General features: G+C 63.9%; 17 protein-coding genes. 13 read left to right on the top strand and 4 right to left on the bottom strand.

The genetic code is table 11. The annotated features are described in order from the left end of the window. Window positions 1-30 precede the first annotated feature (30 nt). On the bottom strand, window positions 31-951 hold the full coding sequence (gene argF / locus CYJ07_RS11290) for an ornithine carbamoyltransferase (RefSeq protein WP_104203824.1): 921 nt from the start codon (window positions 949-951) through the stop codon (window positions 31-33). Between the two features lie 160 nt (window positions 952-1111). Between argF and CYJ07_RS11285 the strand changes: the two genes are divergently transcribed. Beyond that, complete coding sequence (locus tag CYJ07_RS11285) at window positions 1112-1465, top strand: Grx4 family monothiol glutaredoxin (RefSeq protein WP_104203798.1); 354 nt, start codon at window positions 1112-1114, stop codon at window positions 1463-1465. Between the two features lie 199 nt (window positions 1466-1664). Continuing rightward, a complete protein-coding gene (locus tag CYJ07_RS11280) occupies window positions 1665-2306 on the top strand; it encodes an HPF/RaiA family ribosome-associated protein (protein ID WP_197038326.1) in 642 nt (213 codons plus the stop codon). 33 nt (window positions 2307-2339) lie between these two features. Here the strand turns inward: CYJ07_RS11280 and rnt are convergent, their stop codons facing one another. Then, on the bottom strand, window positions 2340-3005 hold the full coding sequence (gene rnt, locus CYJ07_RS11275) for a ribonuclease T (protein WP_104203797.1): 666 nt from the start codon (window positions 3003-3005) through the stop codon (window positions 2340-2342). Window positions 3006-3226: 221 nt separating this feature from the next. On the opposite strand from rnt, the gene CYJ07_RS11270 reads away from it, so the two are divergent. Then, complete coding sequence (locus CYJ07_RS11270; protein ID WP_104203796.1) at window positions 3227-4447, top strand: argininosuccinate synthase; 1221 nt, start codon at window positions 3227-3229, stop codon at window positions 4445-4447. A gap of 81 nt (window positions 4448-4528) precedes the next feature. Next, a complete protein-coding gene (locus tag CYJ07_RS11265) occupies window positions 4529-4828 on the top strand; it encodes an HlyU family transcriptional regulator (RefSeq protein ID WP_104203795.1) in 300 nt (99 codons plus the stop codon). A 22-nt stretch (window positions 4829-4850) separates the two neighbouring features. Here the strand turns inward: CYJ07_RS11265 and CYJ07_RS11260 are convergent, their stop codons facing one another. Then, entirely contained in the window at window positions 4851-5660 is an 810-nt protein-coding gene (locus CYJ07_RS11260; RefSeq protein WP_104203794.1) for an IclR family transcriptional regulator, read from the bottom strand. 228 nt (window positions 5661-5888) lie between these two features. Here CYJ07_RS11260 and CYJ07_RS11255 point away from each other — a divergent pair, with 228 nt between their 5' ends. The 9 genes from CYJ07_RS11255 (at window position 5889) to CYJ07_RS11215 (ending at window position 17643) form a co-directional block, all read left to right on the top strand. Beyond that, window positions 5889-7400, top strand: coding sequence for a M81 family metallopeptidase (locus CYJ07_RS11255; protein WP_104203793.1), 1512 nt, complete (start codon window positions 5889-5891; stop codon window positions 7398-7400). Window positions 7401-7466: 66 nt separating this feature from the next. Next, the gene (locus tag CYJ07_RS11250; RefSeq protein ID WP_104203792.1) at window positions 7467-9077 is read left to right on the top strand and encodes an ABC transporter substrate-binding protein; all 1611 of its coding nucleotides are present in this window, start codon (window positions 7467-7469) and stop codon (window positions 9075-9077) included. A gap of 78 nt (window positions 9078-9155) precedes the next feature. Further along, complete coding sequence (locus CYJ07_RS11245; RefSeq protein ID WP_104203791.1) at window positions 9156-10097, top strand: ABC transporter permease; 942 nt, start codon at window positions 9156-9158, stop codon at window positions 10095-10097. After that, window positions 10097-10981 carry an ABC transporter permease gene (locus tag CYJ07_RS11240; RefSeq protein ID WP_104203790.1) on the top strand — a complete coding sequence of 295 codons (885 nt, stop codon included), beginning with the start codon at window positions 10097-10099 and terminating at the stop codon, window positions 10979-10981. Before CYJ07_RS11245 ends, CYJ07_RS11240 begins: the two co-directional genes overlap by 1 nt. 1 nt (window position 10982) lies before the next feature. Beyond that, window positions 10983-12638 (top strand): ABC transporter ATP-binding protein, encoded by a 1656-nt coding sequence (locus CYJ07_RS11235; protein WP_104203789.1) that lies wholly within the window; start codon window positions 10983-10985, stop codon window positions 12636-12638. Between the two features lie 23 nt (window positions 12639-12661). Next, window positions 12662-13822 (top strand): M20 aminoacylase family protein, encoded by a 1161-nt coding sequence (locus tag CYJ07_RS11230; protein WP_104203788.1) that lies wholly within the window; start codon window positions 12662-12664, stop codon window positions 13820-13822. A gap of 72 nt (window positions 13823-13894) precedes the next feature. Beyond that, the gene (locus tag CYJ07_RS11225; RefSeq protein WP_104203787.1) at window positions 13895-15511 is read left to right on the top strand and encodes an amidohydrolase; all 1617 of its coding nucleotides are present in this window, start codon (window positions 13895-13897) and stop codon (window positions 15509-15511) included. Next, window positions 15508-16437, top strand: coding sequence for a CobW family GTP-binding protein (locus CYJ07_RS11220; protein WP_104203786.1), 930 nt, complete (start codon window positions 15508-15510; stop codon window positions 16435-16437). The genes CYJ07_RS11225 and CYJ07_RS11220 overlap by 4 nt, the downstream gene beginning before the upstream one ends. A gap of 75 nt (window positions 16438-16512) precedes the next feature. After that, window positions 16513-17643, top strand: coding sequence for a DUF294 nucleotidyltransferase-like domain-containing protein (locus CYJ07_RS11215; RefSeq protein WP_104203785.1), 1131 nt, complete (start codon window positions 16513-16515; stop codon window positions 17641-17643). 28 nt (window positions 17644-17671) lie between these two features. On the opposite strand, the gene CYJ07_RS11210 is transcribed toward CYJ07_RS11215, so the two are convergent. Then, entirely contained in the window at window positions 17672-20404 is a 2733-nt protein-coding gene (locus CYJ07_RS11210; protein WP_104203784.1) for a sensor histidine kinase, read from the bottom strand. Between the last annotated feature and the right edge of the window lies 1 nt (window position 20405).

Raw genomic sequence — 20405 nt, 5'->3', positions numbered from 1 at the left:
TCTCGCCGATCGCAGGATCGGCGGCCTGGTTCAGTGGTCGACTCGGCCCAGCAGAAGGAACTCGATCAGTGCCTTCTGGGCGTGCAGGCGATTGCCGGCTTCCTGCCAGACCACGGCGCGTGGGTCGTCGAGCAGCGTCTCGCTGATCTCCTCGCCGCGGTGGGCCGGCAGGCAATGCAGGAACAGCACGTCTGACTTGGCCCGGTCCAGCATGGTCTCGGTAACCTGGAAATCGGCGAAATCCGCTTCGCGCTTGGCCTGCTCCTCCTCCTGGCCCATCGAGGCCCAGACGTCGGTCGTTACCAGGTCGGCATCGACGACGGCTTCGCTCGGGTCGCGCAGCAGGACGATCCGGTCGCCGGCGGCATCCATGATGTCCTGGCGGGGTTCGTAACCCTCGGGGCAGCAGATATGCAATTGGAAGTCGAACTGGCGGGCGGCGTTGATCCACGAGTGACACATGTTGTTGCCATCGCCGATCCAGACCGCGGTGCGCCCGCGTACGCTGCCGCGCAGCTCGGTCCAGGTCATCACATCGGCAAGCAATTGGCAGGGGTGGTAGTCGTCGGTCAGCGCATTGATCACCGGCACGCCGCTGGCGGCGGCAAAGGTCTCCAGGCCGGCGTGAGAGAAGGTCCGGATCATCACGATGTCGACCATCTCAGAGAGTACGCGTGCGGTATCCCCGATCGGCTCGCCGCGACCGAGCTGGGTGTCCCGCGCGGAGAGAAAAAGTGCGTGACCGCCGAACTGAGCCATGGCCGTCTCGAACGAGACCCGTGTGCGTGTCGAGGATTTCTCGAAGATCATCGCCAGCGTGCGATTGGTGAACGGGGCGTAGGTCGGCCCCTGGGCGCGCAGGCGGTTCTTGATCGTGATGGCGCGTTGGATCAGGTAGTGGAGCTCTTCGGGGCTCAGGTCCAACAGGGTCAGGAAATGGCGTGTCGCCATGGCGATCTCTCCGCGCGAAAAAACCCCCATCCTAGCCAGCCCACGGGGGATGCGCAATGCGCTCGTCATCAGTAGAATGAGGGCATGAGTAAAGGCTGAGCGTCGCGCTCAGGTATTCCGTCCGACGCCCTCGGCACCTACGATCCAACAGGGAGCGCATATGAGCACTACCATCGAGAACATTCAGCGCCAGATCGGTGAAAACCCGATCCTGATCTACATGAAGGGCACGCCTCAACTGCCGCAATGCGGTTTCTCCGCCCAGACCGTGCAGGCCCTGATGTCCTGTGGCGAGCGCTTTGCCTTCGTCAACGTCCTGGACAATCCGGACATTCGCGCCGAACTGCCCAAGTATGCCAACTGGCCGACCTTCCCACAGCTGTGGGTCGAAGGCGAGCTGGTCGGCGGTTGCGATATCGTCACCGAGATGTACCAGAACGGTGAGTTGGAGAAGCTGGTCAAGGAAGCGGCGGCTCGTGCCAAGGCCGACGAGGAGCAGGGCGGCGACGCCTGAGTCCGATTCGTGCAGTGCGGCAAGAAGGCCCGCGGGGATCTTACCCTGCGGGCCTTTTGCCGTCTCGTACCAGAAAATTAGTACTTACGCAGGGTAACCAAATGTGCCACTGGCCCGATTGAAATCGCCTTCTCCTGCTACCACGCTGAACAAGAGGGCGGTAAAGGATGCCCAAGGGTTCGCTAACCAGGGAGGTAGCATGCAGACACCATTGGAAATCAATTATCAACACGTCTCCCGCTCCGAGTGGATCGACGATTACGTGAGATCGCGCGTCGCCAAGCTCGAGCATTTCAACCGCGATATCGTTTCCTGTCGCGTGGTCATCGAACAGACCCAGAATCCGCATCGCACGGGCAACCCCTACCGTGCACTGGTCGAAGTCAACTTGCCCGCCAAGGGCGAACTGGTGGCCGAAAAGAGCGACAAGGTTACCGACCCCCAGATCCAGCTGCGCCCCATCATCCGTGGCGCTTTCGAAGCCATGGAGAAGCAGCTGAAAAAGCAGACGGCCAAGCGTGATGGCAAGGTCAAGCAGCGCTATCATGACGAGCCGATCCCGCCGGTGGCGACGGTAGTGCGTCTATTCGAAACGGACGGCTACGGCTTCATCAAGAGCCTGAGCGGAGAAGAGTTCTACTTCCACAAGAATTCCGTGCTGCACCATGACTTCGACCGGCTGACCGTGGGCACCCGGGTGCGCTTCGAGCCCGAAGAGGGCGAGGAGGGGTTGCAAGCCAGCACGGTGCAGATCATCGACAAGCCGGGGGTCGGCGGGGCGGCCGACGGCGAGGACGATCTCGACATGCCCGCCGGTTGGGAGCAGGACACCAGCCGCTGATCCCGTGCCGTACGCGATGAGTCCAGCAGGGCCTCACAGCTCTTCGAGGCCCTGCTCTCGTTGTGCCAGCGCCCAGCCGCCCAGGTCCTTGTAGCGGTTGACGATGGCGCAGAAGAGTTCGGCAGTGCGCTCGGTGTCGTAGCGTGCCGAGTGCGCCTCCTGATTGTCGAACGGAATGCCCGCGGCCCGACAGGCCCGGGCCAATACCGTCTGGCCGTAGATCAGCCCCGACAGGCTGGCGGTATCGAAGCTGGAGAAGGGGTGGAAGGGGTTGCGCTTGATCCCGCAGCGATTCACGGCGGCATTAAGGAAACCATGGTCGAAGGCGGCATTGTGCCCGACCAGAACCGCTCGGGTGCAGCCATGTGACTTGATCGCCTTGCGCACCGGGCGGAAGATCTCACCCAGCGCTTCCGCCTCGCTGAGCGCGATGCGCTGACGTAGCGGGTCGTCGAGCTTGATACCGGTGAAATCCAGCGCCGACTGTTCCACGTTGGCCCCCGAGAAGGGCTGGACGTGGTAGGCGTAGGTTGCCTCGGGCATCAGGTTGCCTTCGGAATCCATTGTCAACGTCACGGCGGCGATCTCGAGTATGGCGTCACGCTCGGGGTTGAATCCGCCGGTTTCAAGGTCCACCACCACGGGCAAGAAGCTGCGGAATCGCTGGGCCATCATCTCGCGGGCAATCGCCTCGCTCATGCGCCTCTCCTCATAGCGTGCTTCTCCCTCATTGCATATCCCTTCTTGCATAGGTCTTGCATAGGGGCGCCGGCTCGGCTGCGGCAAGCGCAGCCGGGTCGCGCTCTCGTTTTGCAAAAAGTCTAACAGTTTGACCGCGACTCGTCCCGCCGCCGGTATTCGCCGGACGGCAGCCACGCTATACTGCTCGCCTTGTGACGTTTACCTGAGAGGAGCCTCCAATGTCCGATGTCAAGAAGGTCGTGCTTGCCTATTCCGGCGGCCTGGACACGTCCGTCATCGTCAAGTGGTTACAGGAAACCTACCACTGCGAGGTGGTGACCTTTACCGCCGACATCGGTCAGGGCGAGGAAGTCGAGCCGGCGCGCACCAAGGCTCAGGCCCTCGGCGTCAAGGAGATCTACATCGAGGATCTGCGTGAAGAATTCGTGCGCGACTACGTCTACCCGATGTTCCGTGCCAACACCATCTATGAAGGCGAGTATCTGCTGGGTACCTCCATCGCCCGTCCGCTGATCGCCAAGCGCCTGATCGAGATCGCCAACGAAACCGGGGCCGATGCCATCTCCCACGGTGCCACCGGCAAGGGCAACGACCAGGTGCGCTTCGAGATGGGCGCCTACGCGCTCAAGCCCGGGGTCAAGGTGATCGCACCGTGGCGCGAGTGGGACCTGACCTCGCGCGAAAAGCTGATGGCCTATTGCGAGCAGCACGACATTCCCGTCGACTTCTCAAAGAGCAAGAAGAAGTCGCCGTATTCCATGGACGCCAACCTGCTACACATCTCCTACGAAGGCGGTATTCTCGAGGATCCGTGGGCCGAGGCCGAGGAGGACATGTGGCGCTGGAGCGTGTCGCCCGAGGCGGCGCCGGACGAGGCCACCTACGTCGAACTGACCTTCGACCGCGGTGACATCGTTGCCGTCGACGGCAAGGCAATGAAACCCCACGAGGTGCTCGAGACCCTCAACAAGCTGGGCGGCGACAACGGCATCGGCCGTCTCGACATCGTCGAGAACCGCTATGTGGGCATGAAGTCCCGCGGCTGCTACGAGACCCCGGGAGGCACCATCATGCTGCGTGCCCACCGCGCCATCGAGTCGATCACCCTGGATCGCGAAGAGGCTCACCTGAAGGACGAGCTGATGCCCAAGTACGCCAAGGTAATCTACAACGGCTACTGGTGGAGCCCCGAGCGCCGCATGCTGCAAGCCGCCATCGACGAGACCCAGAAGAACGTCAACGGCGTGGTGCGCATGAAGCTCTACAAGGGCAGTGCCACCGTGGTGGGGCGCAAGTCCGAGCAGTCGCTGTTCGACGAGTCGATCGCCACCTTCGAGGACGATGCCGGCGCCTACAATCAGAAGGACGCCGAGGGCTTCATCAAGCTCAACGCCCTGCGCCTGCGCATTGCGGCCGGCAAAGGCCGCCAGCAGAGCTGATCGCCTGTCGATTTACTCCGAGACGCGCCGGCCCCATGGCCGGCGCTCTCGTTTGGAAAGTTCGTGTCGTAGGGGAAGAACATGCTGAAGAAATTCTTGAGTGGTCTGTTCGGCTCTGGTGAGGCCAAGCCGGGCAATGCCAAGGCCGCCGAGCCGGTGGAGTACAACGGCTACCAGATCGTCTCGGAGCCTGCCGAACAGGGCGGCCAGTTCCGCGTAAGCGGCTGGATTCGCAAGCCAGGCAGCGATGGCGAAACCCTCGAGCATCGCTTTGAGCGCTCTGACTTGGTGCCGGGTCGCGAGGCCTGCGACCAATTGATGGTGAGCAAGGCGCAGCGCTTCATCGACCAGATCGGCGATGACATGTTCAAGTCGGGCTGAGCTCTGCTGGATGGTATAGCGTTCAGAAACGCGATACGGCCAGGGCGGCCTCGGCGGCCAGCGGGAAGAAGCGATTGCGAAACGCCTCTTCCTGCCAATCGCTCAGTGATCCTGCAATATGTATCGCACCGCAGGGTCGTCCGTCACGCCCCATGATCGGAACCCCCAGCGCGATCTCCCCGATGAGTATCTCTTCCCGGGCGAGAGCAAAGCCCTGTTCTCTTGCTTCGTGAACCTTGCGCAGGATCTGCTCGGGGTCGGTAAGGGTGCGCTGGGTCAATGGTGTCCGGTCGGAGCGGTCGATGATGTCCTTCACCTCGTTGTCGTCCAGCTTCGACAGGATGGCACGTCCCCCCGAGCTGCAATAGGTCGGTACGCTATGACCCACCAGGGTGGCGAAGAAGGTCTCCCGCTTGCTCTGCATCCTTGCCGCATAGACGACGCGCGTGTCGTCGAAAAGGCTCAGGTCGACCCGTTCCTGGGCGTTTCGTCTCAGCTCGAGCAGCACTGGCGTGGCATGGCGAACAATGGGATTCAGGCTGAGATAGTCCAATGCATGGTCGAGTATGCGGATATCCGGCAGGAAGCCGCGCCCGTCCTTGTCGAGTCTTAGGTAACCCAGCTGTCTCAGCGTATGCACGATGCGCTGGGCAGCGCTGCGGTCGATGTCGGCCGCCTTGGCAATAGCGGCCAGACTCAGGGCGCCGTCAGCGCCATGAAACGCCGATAGCACCTGCATGGCACGCGCAATGGATTGGACGAACAGCGGTTCGCTGCGTTGCGCCTCGGTGAGGATCCTGTCGCCGGGCACCGATTTCAAGACGTCTCGCATTTGCCTTCCTGAAATATCCCTATTTGCGCCAATCGGCATGTCCGACTAGCTTGCTAGTAACGATAAGAAACAATACAGATGTATTGCCATGCGATGCAATGGCTTCTTCAGCGATTCAGCACGCCATCGATTCGTTTGCGGCAAGCTGGCAGTGGCTACGTCGAGCATGCACTCGTCGTGATGCCGAGTGCACAGCTACGCATCGCGTGGTAGGGAGAGCGAACAATAATGACGCTTCGTGTTGCGATCGGCGGATTTCTCCATGAAACCAATACCTTTGCTCCCACCAGGGCGACCTATGCGGATTTCGTTCAAGGCGGCGGCTACATGCCCATGGCTTGCGGCGAGGCGCTGCTGACGGCCTGCCGTGGCATCAATCTCGGCGTTTCGGGGGCGGTGGCCGAGGCTCAGGCATTGGGCTGGGAGCTGCTGCCGTTGTCATGGGCCGGTGCTATCCCTTCCGCCCATGTCACACGCGAAGCCTACGAGCGCATCGTCGAAAGGCTGCTGCAGTGCCTGGACCAGGCGGGGCGGCTCGATGGCGTGCTGCTGGATCTGCATGGCGCCATGGTTTGCGAACACCTCGACGACGGCGAGGGTGAACTGCTTGCCCGCGTTCGCGAATTGGTTGGCCCCGAGGTACCCATCGCCGCCTGCCTGGACCTGCATGGCAACATCACTGCGCGCATGGTGGAGAAGGCCGATGTGCTGGTGGGGTTTCGTACCTACCCTCACGTCGACATGGCCGAGACCGGCCGGCGTACGGCTCGTGCCCTAGGTGAGCTGATGCGCACCGAGATGCCGCTGACCAAGGCTTTTCACCGGCTCGACTATCTGGTCCCTATTCCCTGGCAGACCACCGACCTCGAGCCGGCTGCGGGCCTCTACCGTCTGCTGACGACGCAGGAGCAGGACGAGGTGCTCAGCGTTTCGCTGTTCATGGGCTTCCCCGCCGCCGACTTCCCTGAGTGCGGCCCCTCCGTGGTTGCCTATGCCCGTTCGCAAGCGGCTGCGCAACGGGCAGCGGACCGCATTGCGCAGGCCTATGCCCAGGCTGAAGCGGACTTCGCTGGGTGCGTCTACACGGCGGCAGAAGGCATCGCCGAGGCGCAGCGGCTATTGAGCGAGGGAAGCCGCGGCCCGATCGTGCTGGCCGATACCCAGGACAACCCCGGGGCGGGGGGCGATTCCAATACCACCGGTATGCTGCGTGCCTTGGTCGAGGCCCACGCCCAGGGGGCCGCGCTGGGCCTGCTGGTCGACCCTGACGCCGCGGCGAGCGCACATCGGGCGGGCGAGGGCGCCATGATCGAGGTGGCCCTGGGTGGCACGTCCGGCATTCCCGGGGATAGCCCCTTTCCGGTCACCGCGCAAATTGAGCGACTTTCCGACGGCCGGCTGCTGGCCAGCGGCGATTTCTACGGCGGCGCGCGACTGGACCTGGGGCCATCCGCCTGCCTGCGCATCGGTGATGTGCGCGTTGTGGTCACCTCGCATAAGGCCCAGATGGCCGACCGGGAGATGTTTCGCTTCGTGGGCATAATTCCCGAGGAAGCGAGCCTTCTGGTGGTCAAGAGCTCGACTCACTTTCGTGCCGATTTTGCACCGATTGCCGCGAAGATCCTCATCTGCAAGGCACCGGGCCCAATGCCCTTCAGCCCTGCGGATCTTGCCTGGCGCCGTTTGGCACCGGGTATGCGCCTGAGCCCGCTGGGCAGAAGCTTCCAACCTCCCGAATAGGCGCCGGCAGGTCATCGGGCACTGGCAAAGTACTCCTATAACAACGCACAAGAGGAAGGACGAAAAATGAGCAAACCGATACCAACGAACGCGGGTGCCAAGATCGCGAAGTGGCAAGGGGGGCTGGCCGTGGCGATGGTCGGTGCCTTGTCGCTGCCAGCCATGGCGCAGACCGATGCCGATACCATTACCGCCGTCATGCATTCGGGCCTGCGTGTGCTGGACCCGATCATCACCACGGCGCATATCACCCGCAACCACGGCTACATGATCTATGACGTGCTGCTGGCGTCGGACGAGGAGTTCAACCCCCAGCCTCAGATGGCTGATTGGGAGGTGTCCGACGATGGGCTCGTCTACACCTTTCGGCTGCGCGAGGGTCTGACGTTCCACGACGGCGAGCCGGTAACGGCAGCGGACGTAGTGGCCTCGCTGCAGCGCTGGGGAGAGCGCGACTCGGGTGGCCAGTTGATTTTCGACGTGACCGAGAGCCTCGAGGCGAGCGATGACCGAACCGTTACCTGGACCCTGTCGGAACCCTTCGCGCCTCTCGTCGAAGTGCTGGCCAAGCAGTCGGCCGTGCCGCCCTTCATCATGCCGGCGCGCATCGCCGAGACCTCAGCGGACAGCTCGATCAGCGAGCACATCGGTTCGGGGCCTTTCCGCTTCGTCGAGGAGGAGTACGAGCCCGGCGTTTCCGTCACCTATGAGCGCTTCGAGGATTACGTGCCCCGCGAGGAGGAACCGAGCTGGATGGCGGGGGGCAAGGTGGTGAACGTGGAGCGTGTCGTGTGGACGACGATGCCCGATGCGCAGACCGCAGTGAACGCACTCTCGGCCGGCGAGATCGACTATATCGAACAGGTGCAGGTCGACCTGCTGCCGATACTCGAATCCAACCCCGATGTGGTGGTCGAGACTCGCGATCCGTACGGTTATCAGACCATGGGGCGGCTCAATTTCAAGCACCCCCCCTTCGACGACAAGCAGATTCGCCAGGCGGCGCTGATGGCGCTCAATCAGGAAGACGTGCTGGCAGCGATGATGGGCGACCCCGAACACTACGAGGTGTGCGGCGCCATTTTCGGCTGTAACACGCCGTTGGCCGATGACACGGGATCCGAAACCCTGACCGGCGGCGGCGACCCCGAAGGGGCTCGCCAGCTGCTGGAAGAGGCCGGCTACGACGGCACCCCCGTCGTACTCATGCAGCCGACCGACGTCAGCAGCCTGACCGCCCAGCCGGTGGTGGCTGCGCAAGCGCTGCGTAATGCCGGCTTCGAGGTCGACATGCAGCCCATGGACTGGCAAACCCTGGTCAATCGTCGCGCCAGCATGTCGGCCCCGGACGATGGGGGCTGGAATATCTTCTTCACCAACTGGATGGTTCCCGAGATCACCTCGCCGCTGATCAGCGTGATGCTCAATGGCCGCGGGGAGGAGGGCTGGTTCGGTTGGCCCGAGGACGAACGCCTGGAGGAGTTGCGTGCCGAGTTCATTGCCGCCGAAAGCCTCGAGGAGCAACAGGAGGTGGCGCGCAAGCTGCAGGCGCATACCCTGGACGAAGTCATCTATATCCCCCTTGGCCAGTACAACATGCCCCAGGCGCGACGCGACAATCTCACCGACATGATTCCCTCGCCGGTACCCGTGTTCTGGAACGTTCAGAAGCAGTGAACGGCAGGTGGCGGCGGGCGCATGCCTGCCGTCGCCATACCTTCGTCGATTGCGCACACGACGCGAAGGAGAGTGAGCATGTTGGGTTATATCATCAGGCGGGTGCTGGCGGTCGTACCGGTCATGGTCATCGTGGCGCTGTTCGTGTTCCTGATGCTCAGGCTAACGCCCGGCGATCCCGCGGCTATCCTGGCCGGCGATTCGGCCACGCCCGCTCAGCTCGACCGGATCCGCGAAAACCTGGGACTCAACGAACCCCTGCACACCCAGTTCATCGGCTGGGTGACCCAGATGTTCCGGGGCGATCTGGGCGTTTCGCTGATTTCCAAGACACCGGTCAGCACCATGATTGGCCAGCGCATCTGGCCGACCCTCAACATCGCCGTACTGACCATTACGCTCTCCGTGCTCATCGCCATCCCCATGGGCGTGATCGCCGCGTGGCGGCACCGCAGCTGGGTCGATTATGCGGTGATGACCTTCTCGGTGCTGGGTTTTTCCGTACCGGTATTCGTCATCGGCTACGTCTTCATCCAGATCTTTGCCATCGAGCTGCGCTGGTTCCCCGTGCAGGGTTATATGGCGCCGTCGCGGGATTTTGTGGGCTTCCTGCAGCGAGCGGTGCTGCCGGCATTCACCCTGGCCACCATCTATGTCGCTCTGATTGCGAGGATGACCCGGGCAAGCATGCTCGATGTGCTGGGTGAGGACTACGTGCGCACCGCCCGGGCCAAGGGGCTGCGCGAGAACGTGGTGTTGTTCCGTCACGCCCTGCGCAACGCCGCGGTGCCGATCATGACCATCATCGGCACCGGCTTCGCCTTGCTGATTGCCGGTGTGGTGGTCACGGAGAGTGTGTTCAACATCCCCGGCGTGGGCCGGCTGACCGTGGACGCCATCCTCGCTCGCGACTATCCGGTCATCCAGGCCATGATCCTGCTCACGGCGGGTCTCTACGTGCTGGTGAATCTCGTCATCGATATCTCCTATACGCTCATCGACCCGAGGATTCGTTACTGATGGCTCATGCAACGCAACCCGCCTCGGCGATGCAGGCGCTGCTCGGAGCGTTATCCCTGCCCAGGCGCTGGCGGATCGGCGCTGGGCCCATCATCGCAGCTGTTGTGCTGTTGGTGATCGTGTTATCGGCGCTGTTGGCGCCGCTCTATGTACCCTACGACCCCATGCAGATGAACTCACTGAACCGCCTGCAACCGGCCACTGCCGACCACCTGCTGGGCACCGACCAGTACGGTCGCGATCTTTTCAGCCGCATCATGATCGGCGGCAGGGTGTCGCTGCTGATCGGTGTCGGAGCGGCTGTTTTCAGCGTGCTGGTCGGCTTGCTCATCGGCCTGGTATCGGGCTTCTTTCGCATCGCCGATGCCATCATCATGCGCATCATGGACAGCCTGATGGCGATTCCCGCCATCCTGCTGGCCATCGCCCTGGTGGCGCTCAACGGACCGAGTGTGTGGTCGGTGATCGTTGCCATCACCATTCCGGAGGTACCGCGGGTAGTGCGGCTGGTGCGTTCGGTGGTGCTGGGGGCACGCGAAGAGCCTTACGTAGAGGCAGCGATCGCGCTGGGTAGTGGCATGTTCGGGATCCTCTGGAAACACCTGATGCCCAACACCCTGCCTGCGTTGATTGTTCAGGGCACCTACATTTGCGCCTCGGCGATCCTGACCGAAGCCCTGCTGTCGTTCCTTGGGGCCGGAGTCAGTACCGAGATCCCCACCTGGGGCAACATCATGGCGGAGGGCCGCACCTACTTCCAGGTCAATCCCGGGCTGATCTTCTGGACAGGAGCGGTGCTGTCGCTGTGCATCCTCTCCATCAATCTGCTGGGCGACACGGCGCGTGACATGCTCGATCCCCGACTCAAGAAACGGGAGGCCTGAGATGCAGTTCAAGACAGCGGACCTGAGTGCTGCGCCAGTGGTGCTGAGCATCCGCCAGCTGTCGGTGGGGCTGTCCGGTGAGACGACCAAGGTGCTGGATGCGATCAGCCTGGACGTGCGCGAGGGCGAAACCGCCTGCCTGGTCGGCGAGAGCGGCTCGGGCAAGTCGGTCACCTCGCTGGCCGTGATGGGGCTATTGCAAAAGGGCTCGCTGGAAGTGACCGGCGGCGAAATCGTGCTGGATGGCAACGACCTGCTGAGGTTGACGCCCTCCCAGATGCGCCGGATCCGGGCACAGCGCATTGCGATGATCTTCCAGGAGCCGATGACGGCCCTCAACCCCGTGATGCGGGTGGGCGAGCAGATCGCCGAAGTGCTCAAGACCCATACCGATATGTCTGCCGGCGACTGCAAGGCCAGGGTGCTCGAGATCATGGAGCAGGTGCACCTGCCCGAGGTGCCGCGGATCTATCGCTCCTATCCCCATCAGCTTTCCGGCGGCCAGCGCCAGCGCATCATGATCGCCATGGCGCTGGTGCTGGAGCCCAAGCTGCTGATCGCCGACGAGCCGACCACCGCGCTGGACGTCACCACCCAGGCCCAGATCCTGTCGCTGATCGCCGAACTGCAGGAAAGGCATGGTACGGCGGTACTGTTCATTACCCACGACATGGGCGTGGTTGCCGAAGTGGCCCATACCGTGCACGTGATGCAGCACGGCAGGATCGTCGAACAGGCCCCCGTCGAGTCGTTGCTGCGTCGACCCCGCGAGGACTATACCCGCACGCTGCTGAGCTCCGTGCCGAGCCTGGTGCCGCGCCACGTGCGCGCCGAGAGCAGGCAGCAGGAAGTGCTTGAAGTGCGCGGCATGCGCAAGGTGTACGGCGGCAATGGCTGGTTCTTGCGACGTCCCGGTACGCTGGCGGCGCGGGACATCGACTTCAGCGTGGTGCGTGGGAGGACGTTGGGCATCGTCGGCGAGAGCGGTTCGGGCAAGTCGACTGTCGCCCGCTGCATCATGCGCCTGGTCGATCCCACGGAAGGGGAGGTCCGGGTCGCCGGCATCGAGATCGCCCGTCTGTCGCGCCGGGCGCTGCGTCCGCATCGCAAGCACTTTCAAGTCGTCTTTCAGGACCCGTTTCGCTCGCTGAACCCGCGCTGGACCATTGCCATGAGCCTGACGGAGGGGCCGCTCAACTATGGCATGCGCTATTCCGAGTCGTTTGCTCGCGCCGAAGAAATGATCGAACTGGTCGGGCTGCCCCGTGACTCGCTGCATCGCTACCCGCATCAGTTTTCCGGAGGGCAGCGACAGCGCATCGCCATCGCGCGCGCGATCATGATGCGCCCCGACGTATTGGTGGCTGACGAGGCGGTATCGGCGCTGGATGTGTCGGTCCAGGCCCAGGTGCTGAAGCTGCTTGGCGATATCCAGCAGAAGCTGGGCGTGGCCATTCTGTTCATCACCCATGACCTGCGGGTGGCCGCGCAGATCTGCGATGACGTGATCGTGATGCAGCACGGCGCCATCGTCGAGCAGGGGCCGGCCGCAGCGGTGCTTTCAGCGCCGCGCCACGAATACACGCAGCAGCTGATCAATGCTGCCCCGGGACGGCACTGGGACTTTGCCAATTTCCGTGAACTCGAGACAGCTTGACTGTCATGACCAAGAGGTGAGACATGCCCGTACTGTCGCGGATCGCCGAATATGAAGAGGAATTGGTCGCCATCCGTCACGACCTTCACGCGCACCCCGAACTCGGCTTCGAGGAGTCGCGCACGGCAGGAATCGTGGCGGAGAAACTGCGCAGCTGGGGAGTCGATGAGGTGCATACCGACATCGCCGTTACCGGCGTGGTGGGGGTGCTCAAGGGGCAGGGTGAGGGAGGTTGCATTGGTCTGCGGGCGGATATGGATGCCTTGCCCATCGAGGAAGCCTCCGGTCTGCCTTACGCCTCGCGCCAGGCCGGTCGGATGCACGCCTGCGGCCATGACGGTCATACCACGATCCTGCTTGGAGCGGCGCGTTACCTGGCCGAGACACGCAACTTCTCAGGTACCGTGATCCTGATCTTCCAACCGGCCGAAGAGGGGCTGGGTGGGGCGAGGCGGATGCTGGCCGAAGGACTTTTCAAGCGTTTCCCCTGCGACGAGGTCTATGGTCTGCACAACGATCCGCTAAGCGAACCGGGCCAGGTGACGATCACGCCCGGCCCGGCGATGGCGGGTGCCACCTTTTTCGACATCAAGGTGAAGGGCGTGGGCAGTCATGCCGCCATGCCGCATCAGTCCGAGGATCCCATCGTCATCGCCACGCAACTGGTGCAGCAACTTCAGGCGGTAGTCAGCCGCAATGCGCCGCCCACCAGCCCGCTGGTGCTCTCGGTCACACAGTTCCATGCCGGCTCCGCCTACAATGTCATCCCCGAAACCGCCACGCTGGCGGGCACGATCCGCTATTTCGACGACAGCCTCTGCGAGCAGGTGCATGAACGTATCCACCGGCTCTGTCGTGGGCTGGAGCAGGCTCATGACGTCAGCATCAGCGTCGAGCTGCGCAATATCTTCAACGTTCTCGTCAATGATCCCAAGTGCTCGCAGGCCTATCTCGACGCGGCGAGAGAGGTCGTCGGCGATGGCCAGGCCGAGCTGGTCGATAGGCTGGTCACCGGCAGCGAGGATTTCGCCGATATGCTCCAGGTGGTGCCCGGTGCCTACTGCTGGGTGGGGCATGCGGGTTCGATTCCCCTGCACAATCCCGGCTACGTCCTCGACGACGGCATTCTGCCGGTCGGTGCCAGCATCATGGCGCGGATGGTGGAGCGGCGCCTGCCGCGCTGAAGCCCGAGAGCCGCGCCATTCACCGTTGCGCCGCCAGCCGGTGCACGACCGACTGCAACGACAAGGATTCGTATGGCCATTACCGTCTATCCCGCGCGGCACATTCATACCATGAATCCATCACAGCCGAGCGGCGGCTGTCTGGCCGTCAAGGACGGCCGTGTGCTGAGCTTGGCGCCGCTCGACGAGATCAGGGCGTTCGGGGATGTCGTCGTCGACGAGCGCTTCGCTGATAAGGTATTGATGCCTGGCTTTGTCGAAGGTCACAGCCACGCTCTAGAGGGCGTGATCTGGGATTACCTCTATCTGGGCTGGTTCGACAAGGTGGCGCCCGATGGGCAGCAATGGCCTGGCGTGCGCGACGCCGAGTCGATCCAGCAGCGCCTGGCCGAGAATCTGCAGCGGCATCCCTCCGGCCAGCCCCTGATAGCCTGGGGTTTCGACCCGATCTATTTTGCCGGAACCCGACTCGACAAACGGCTTCTCGATGCGGTCAGCAGCGAGGTGCCCATCGTCGTCATGCATGCGAGCCTGCACGTCATGACGGTCAATTCAGCCGTGATACGCGCTGCCGAGATTGCTTCGAAGCGGGTCGATGGCATCGTGCGCAACGGGGCCGGTGAGTGTAGCGGCGAGTTGCAGGAGATGCCGGCCATGCATCTGGTCTTCGACCTTTACGGCATCGACCTCTTCGAAGAAGCGAGCAGGCCGCACGCCCTGAAGCAGTATGCACGTGCCGCAAGGCGTGAGGGCATTACCACCATCACCGATCTGCTCAATCCGCTGAGCGAAAGCGCCATCGAAGCCATGCGCGAGACGACAGTGGCCGACGATTTTCCGGTGCGCCTGGTGCCGGCCCTCAATGCCCTGGCCTGGGAACCGGAGGCGGGCAGCGAGCGGGTCAGGCTGGCCATGCAGAGCAATCATGACAAACTGCGCTTCGGCATCGTCAAGCTCGTTACCGACGGCGCCATCCAGAACTTCACTGCACGACTGATGTGGCCCGGCTACCTGGAGGTGGAAGGAAACGGGGTCTGGAACGCACCGCCCGAAACCTTCCATCACATGGTGCAGCATTACCACCAGGCCGGTCTGCAGTTGCATATTCACACCAACGGCGATGAAGCGGTCGAGATCATTCTCGATGCGCTGGAAGAGGCTCTGACCCTGTGGCCGAGGCCGGACCATCGCCACACCTTGCAGCATGTCCAACTGATCCGTCAGAACCAGCTCTACCGCGCCAGGGCGCTGGGCGCCTGCCTGAACATCTTCGCCAACCATATCTACTACTGGGGGGACATTCACCGTACCCGCACGCTCGGCTTCGACCGCTGCCAGCGTCTCGAGCCCACGGCTAGCGCCGACCGGCTGGGTATCACCTTCGGCATTCATTGCGATGCGCCGGTGACGCCGCTTTCGCCGTTGTTCACCGCGCATTGTGCGCACACGCGACAGACCGCATCCGGCGACATACTGGGCACTGCCGAGACCATCAGCCGAGCCCGGGCCCTGGAAGCGATCACCCTGGGGGCAGCCCGCACGCTGCACATGGACCATTGCATCGGCAGTCTCGAGCCGGGCAAGTGGGCCGACGTGGCAGTGCTCGATAACGACCCACTCGACCCTGCACTGCCGCTCTCTGCAGTGAAGGTGCACGCCACCCTGCTGGCAGGAGTGCCCACGCGGTGAGCGGTCAGGTCGTGCCGGGCATTGCGGTGCACCTGCTGTGCGGCTTCCTCGGCAGTGGCAAGACGACACGCATCAATACGCTGATTCGTCGCGGCGAACTCCACGATGCCCTGTTCCTGGTCAATGACTTCGGCAGCCTGAACATCGACGCCGAGCTGATCGAGTCGAGCGAAGGAGGTGTGCTGCGGCTGAGCAATGGCTGTGCCTGCTGTGGAATCTCCGGCAATCTCTCGGCCCAGCTCAGCGGCGTCAGGCGCTGGCAGCGTCCGCCACGGCAACTGGTATTCGAGGCGAGTGGCGTCGCCCGTCCGCGCCCTCTGATGCAGCTGTTCGATGCTGCCGGCGGCTACCGCCTGGATAGGGTCGAGCTGCTGGTGGACCTGTCCGCGCTCGACAACCTGCTTCGCGACGCTAGCGTAAGCGATATCGTTGCGGCACAGCTCGGCGACATCGATGACATGCTGATCAATCGCTGGCAGGCCATGACGAACGCCGCCTGTCAGGAAGAGATACGGCGTATCACTGAATGGAACTCAGGCGCCAGGTTGCAATGGCTCGAACCCTTGGAAGACAGCGGCGCCCCGCGAGCTGGCGCAACGGCGGTTGGGGGGCCCAGCTTCCCGGTCGATGCCGGAACGGAACTGGTGACTCGTTCGGTTGGCTTGTCGGGGCCGCTGGACTGCGAGCGCCTGCTGCTGCTGCTCGACGCGGCGCGTCCGGTACTGCTGAGAGCGAAGGGATTCCTCAGGAGCCGGGATGCGCCGGAAATCGCGCAGCTACTGCAGTGGACCCCGGGTCAGGCTCGTCTGACCGTCCAGCAGGGAGACAAGCCTGCAATGCTGGTATTGATCGGTAAGGGGGAGCGCAACCTGGAGCGCCTGGCGGCTCTGATCGAGACGGAGGTGACTCTGGCGGGGTCGGCGTAGTCCCTTGGCCCAAGTGCCTCGCCATTCTTCTCTCGTTACACTCTCCTCAAACGGGGCGAGTTGATGGGAGATACCATGCGCCTGTTGCACCGTGCCTCGCCGTGGCGGTCTTTGTTCGCCGCCGATCGTCTGCCGGACCCGACAACGCTGCCGCCGCTGCTCTCGCCCCTGCGCGAAGCGCTGATCGAACTCGGACCATCTCCCTCCCTGGCGAAGGCGCATGCCTGGCAGGGGCGGCTGGACGCGGCGCTGCAGCGCCTCGCCCTTCCGGCCTGGCGCGCCAGCCAGCTGATCAGCGATCACAACGTTTGGCTGTACCGGCGTGCCATCCAGCTCTCGCTCAACGAGATGCGGGCGCAGGGATGGGGTGAGCCGCCCGTAGCGTTCTGTGTGCTGCTGCTCGGCTCCGGCGGCCGCCACGAGAGCCTGCTCGGCCCCGATCAGGACAACGCCATGATCGTGGCCGACTATCCCGATGCCCGCCATACCGAGATCGACGGCTTCTTCCAGTCGCTGGGCGAACGTTTCACCGACCGCCTCGACGAGGGCGGCATCCCGCTCTGCCATGGCCATGTGATGGCGCGCTGGCCGATGTGGCGCAAGCGGCTCTCCGAATGGCGCGAGCAGCTCTCGCTGTGGACCCAGGAGCGTCGGGTCAAGCGAGTGCAGCAGAGCAATATTCTGCTCGACTTCCATGCCGTCCATGGTGACGCCGGGCTGGCCGAGGCGCTGTCGCACCATGTCGAATGGCTAATGCCCCGCGCGGGCCTGTTTCTCGACGAGATGGCGACGCTGCTCGATGAGCTGCCGGTGGCGCTGGATCGTTTCGGTCGTCTGGCACCGAGCGACGAAGGGGCGCCTCACGACGATGCGCTCAACCTCAAGCGCCAGGGGGTGCTGCCGCTGGTCAATGCGGTACGCCTGCTGGCGCTGCGTCATGGCGTGCGCGAGATGGAGACGCGCTTGCGGCTCCCTGCACTGGTGTCGAAAGAGGCGCTCTCGGCGAGGCAGGCGAGGGCGGGGCGGATGGCGCTGGATCGACTCCAGGAGAGACTGCTGTTGGCGCAGCAGGCGAGCCTCAAGGCGGGCCGAGGCGCCGACGGATGGATCGACCTCGCCCGGCTCGAGGATGACGAGCGGCTGCTGCTGCGCCACGACCTGCAAACCGTGCGCGGGCTGGTCAGGCTGGCGCAGGAAAGGCGCTAACGCCGGGCCCGGACGCTGGCCGTAAGCCTCAGACAACGTCCGGAGCTCGCGGCAGCTCCATCACCAGGCAGGCACCCTTGAGGAACGGCGCCTCCTCGACCCATAGACGACCACCCAGGTGGGCGACGATACCGCGGCTGATCGGCAGCCCAAGGCCGCTACCCCGAGGGCGACCCGTGGCCTTGCCGCTGCCGCCGTGGCGCTTGATCTGGTGGAACTTCTCGAAGACCCGCTCGCGCTCGTCCGCGGCGATACCGGGTCCGTTGTCCTCGACGCTCAGACGGTAGCCCTCCTTGTGCCGGGCCAGGTGCAGGCGGACGCACGGGGCCTCGTCATCGGCGAACTTGCCGGCGTTGTCCAGCAGATTGATGACCACCTGCTCGAGTCGGTCGGGATCGCCGATCACCGGTGCTTCGTCGAGTGGGATGTCGACCTCGAGCGCCACGCCGCGGTCTTCCTGCAATCGATGCACGGCGTCGACGCTCTGACGGGTCAGAGCCACCAGGTCGAGGCGCTGAGGATTGAGCGTCAGGCGCCCGCTTTCCAGGCGGGCCAGATCGAGGATCTCCTCGATCAACCGCGAAAGCCGCTGGCTCTCGAGCACCACCACATCCAGAAAGTGAACGCGCTTCTCCTCCGGCAGGTCACGGCTATCGCGAAGGATCTCGGCGAACGCGCGGATCGAGGTCAGCGGTGTCCGCAGCTCGTGGCTGACCATGGCGACGAATTCGTCCTTGAGGCGGTCCAGCTCACGCAGTCGCTCGTTGGCGGCGCGCAGCTCCTCGCCGATACGCGCCAGCTCCTCCGATTTCTGTTCCAGCCGGCGGTTGTACTCCAGGGTCTGGGAGGTCGTGTCGAGAATGCTGAGAATCGCTTCGCGGTCAAGCGCTTCGCCACGCACCACCGAATTGATCAGCACTCGAGCCGATGCACTGCCCAAGGCACCTGAAAGCGCCTGCTCCGCGCGGGCGATGAGCGCCGGTGGGGCGGGATCGCCGTCGGTGGGGGCATCGCGACGGTCGGCCAGGATGCGGGACGTGGTGAGCGTGCCGAGATAGCGGTTGAGCAGGCTTTGCAGCTCGCCCCAGGTGGTCTGGCCGCGCCAGAGCGAGGTGTGCTGCAGGCCAGGGTTCATCGCTTCGGTGAAAAGCGCCGCCTGGGTCTGTTCGACCGGGCTCTGACGCGTGAACAGCGAAACCCCCACCAGCAGGCCGAGGTTGGCCATCAGGCTCCATAGCAGCGCATGGCTGTAGATGTCGAAGCCCTCCAGGCCGAACAGGGCGTAAGGGCGCAGCCAGCCCAGACCCAGCGGGCCCTCGCTGAGGAAACTGGCATCGATCCAGCCCGACTGGGCGAAGCCCGGCACCAGCAGCGTGTAGCACCAGGTGGCGAAGCCGGCCAGCAAGCCCAGTGTGGCGGCCACGCGGGTCGCCCCACGCCAGTACATGCCGATCAGCATGGCTGGGGCGAACTGAGTGACGCCGACGAACGACACCAGGCCGATCGTCACCAGGCTGTAGGAATCGCCGATCAGCGCATGGTAGAGATAGCCCAGCAGCAGGATCAGCACGATCGCCACGCGACGTATGCCCAACAACCAGCGGGCCAGCTCGCCCTGCGAACTCAGGTGCAACCGCCGGGAGCGCAGCAGCAGCGGCATCATCAGCTGGTTGCTGACCATGGTGGAGAGGGCGATGGTCTCGACGATCACCATGCCGGTGGCGGCCGAGAGCCCCCCGATAAACACCAGCAGCGGGATGCCCTCGAGCCCGGCGGCGAGCGGCAGGGTCAGCACGAAGCTGTCGGGGTCGCCGTCCCCGGCCAGCAGCAGGCCGGCCATGGCGATGGGGATCACGAACAGGTTGATTGCCACCAGGTAGAGCGGAAACAGCCAGCTGGCGCGCTTGAGGTGGCGTTCATCGACGTTCTCCACCACCAGTACCTGAAACTGGCGAGGCAGCGTCAGGAAGGCGAGGAAGGCGAGCAGCAGGGTGCCGACCCAGCCGACGGCACCGCCCGGCACCGCGTCGAGACTCAGGGCGCCGGCCAGCTCGGGGCGCTCGGCGACCTGACGGAACAGATCGGCAGGGCCATTGAACAGGACGAACACGACGAACACGCCGACGGTCAAGAAGGCCACCAGCTTGATCAGCGACTCGAAGGCGATCGCCGCCACCATGCCCTCGTGGCGCTCGCTGGCGTCCAGATGTCGAGTACCGAACAGGATGATGAAAACGGCGAGCACCAGGGCCACCCAAAACGACTTGTCAGACCAGAAACTCTCATCGGCGAGGCGGAACTCCGCCGTGGCGGGATAGTTGACCAGCACCGCGTGGCTCAAAGTGATCGCCTTGAGCTGCAGGGCGATATAGGGCGTGACGCCGATCAGCGCGATCAAGGCCACCAGCGCGCCGAGGCTCGAACTCTTGCCGTAGCGGGCGCTGATGAAGTCGGCGATGGAGGTGATGCGCTGGGTGCTGGCAATGCGCACCATCTTGCGTATGAGCAGCGGTGCCAGCAGCATCGCCAGCGTCGGCCCGAGATAGATTAGTAGGAAGCTGGGACCGAACTCGGCGGCGCGGCCCACGCTGCCGTAGAAGGTCCAGGCGGTGCAATAGACGGCGATCGACAGGGCATAGACGGTGGGGGAGCCGATCACCGAGCGGCCCTGTTCGGCGCGCCGATCGCCCCAGGCGGCGATCACGAACAGCAGCGCGAGGTAGCCGAAGGCGGCCGTCAGCACTACCGAATCGGTTCTCATC

It is taken from the genome of Billgrantia saliphila, assembly GCF_002930105.1.
GTDB classification, from domain to species: Bacteria; Pseudomonadota; Gammaproteobacteria; order Pseudomonadales; family Halomonadaceae; genus Halomonas; species Halomonas saliphila.
Note: the sequence above shows the minus strand (reverse complement) of the source record. Positions and strands in the feature narration are given on the sequence as shown.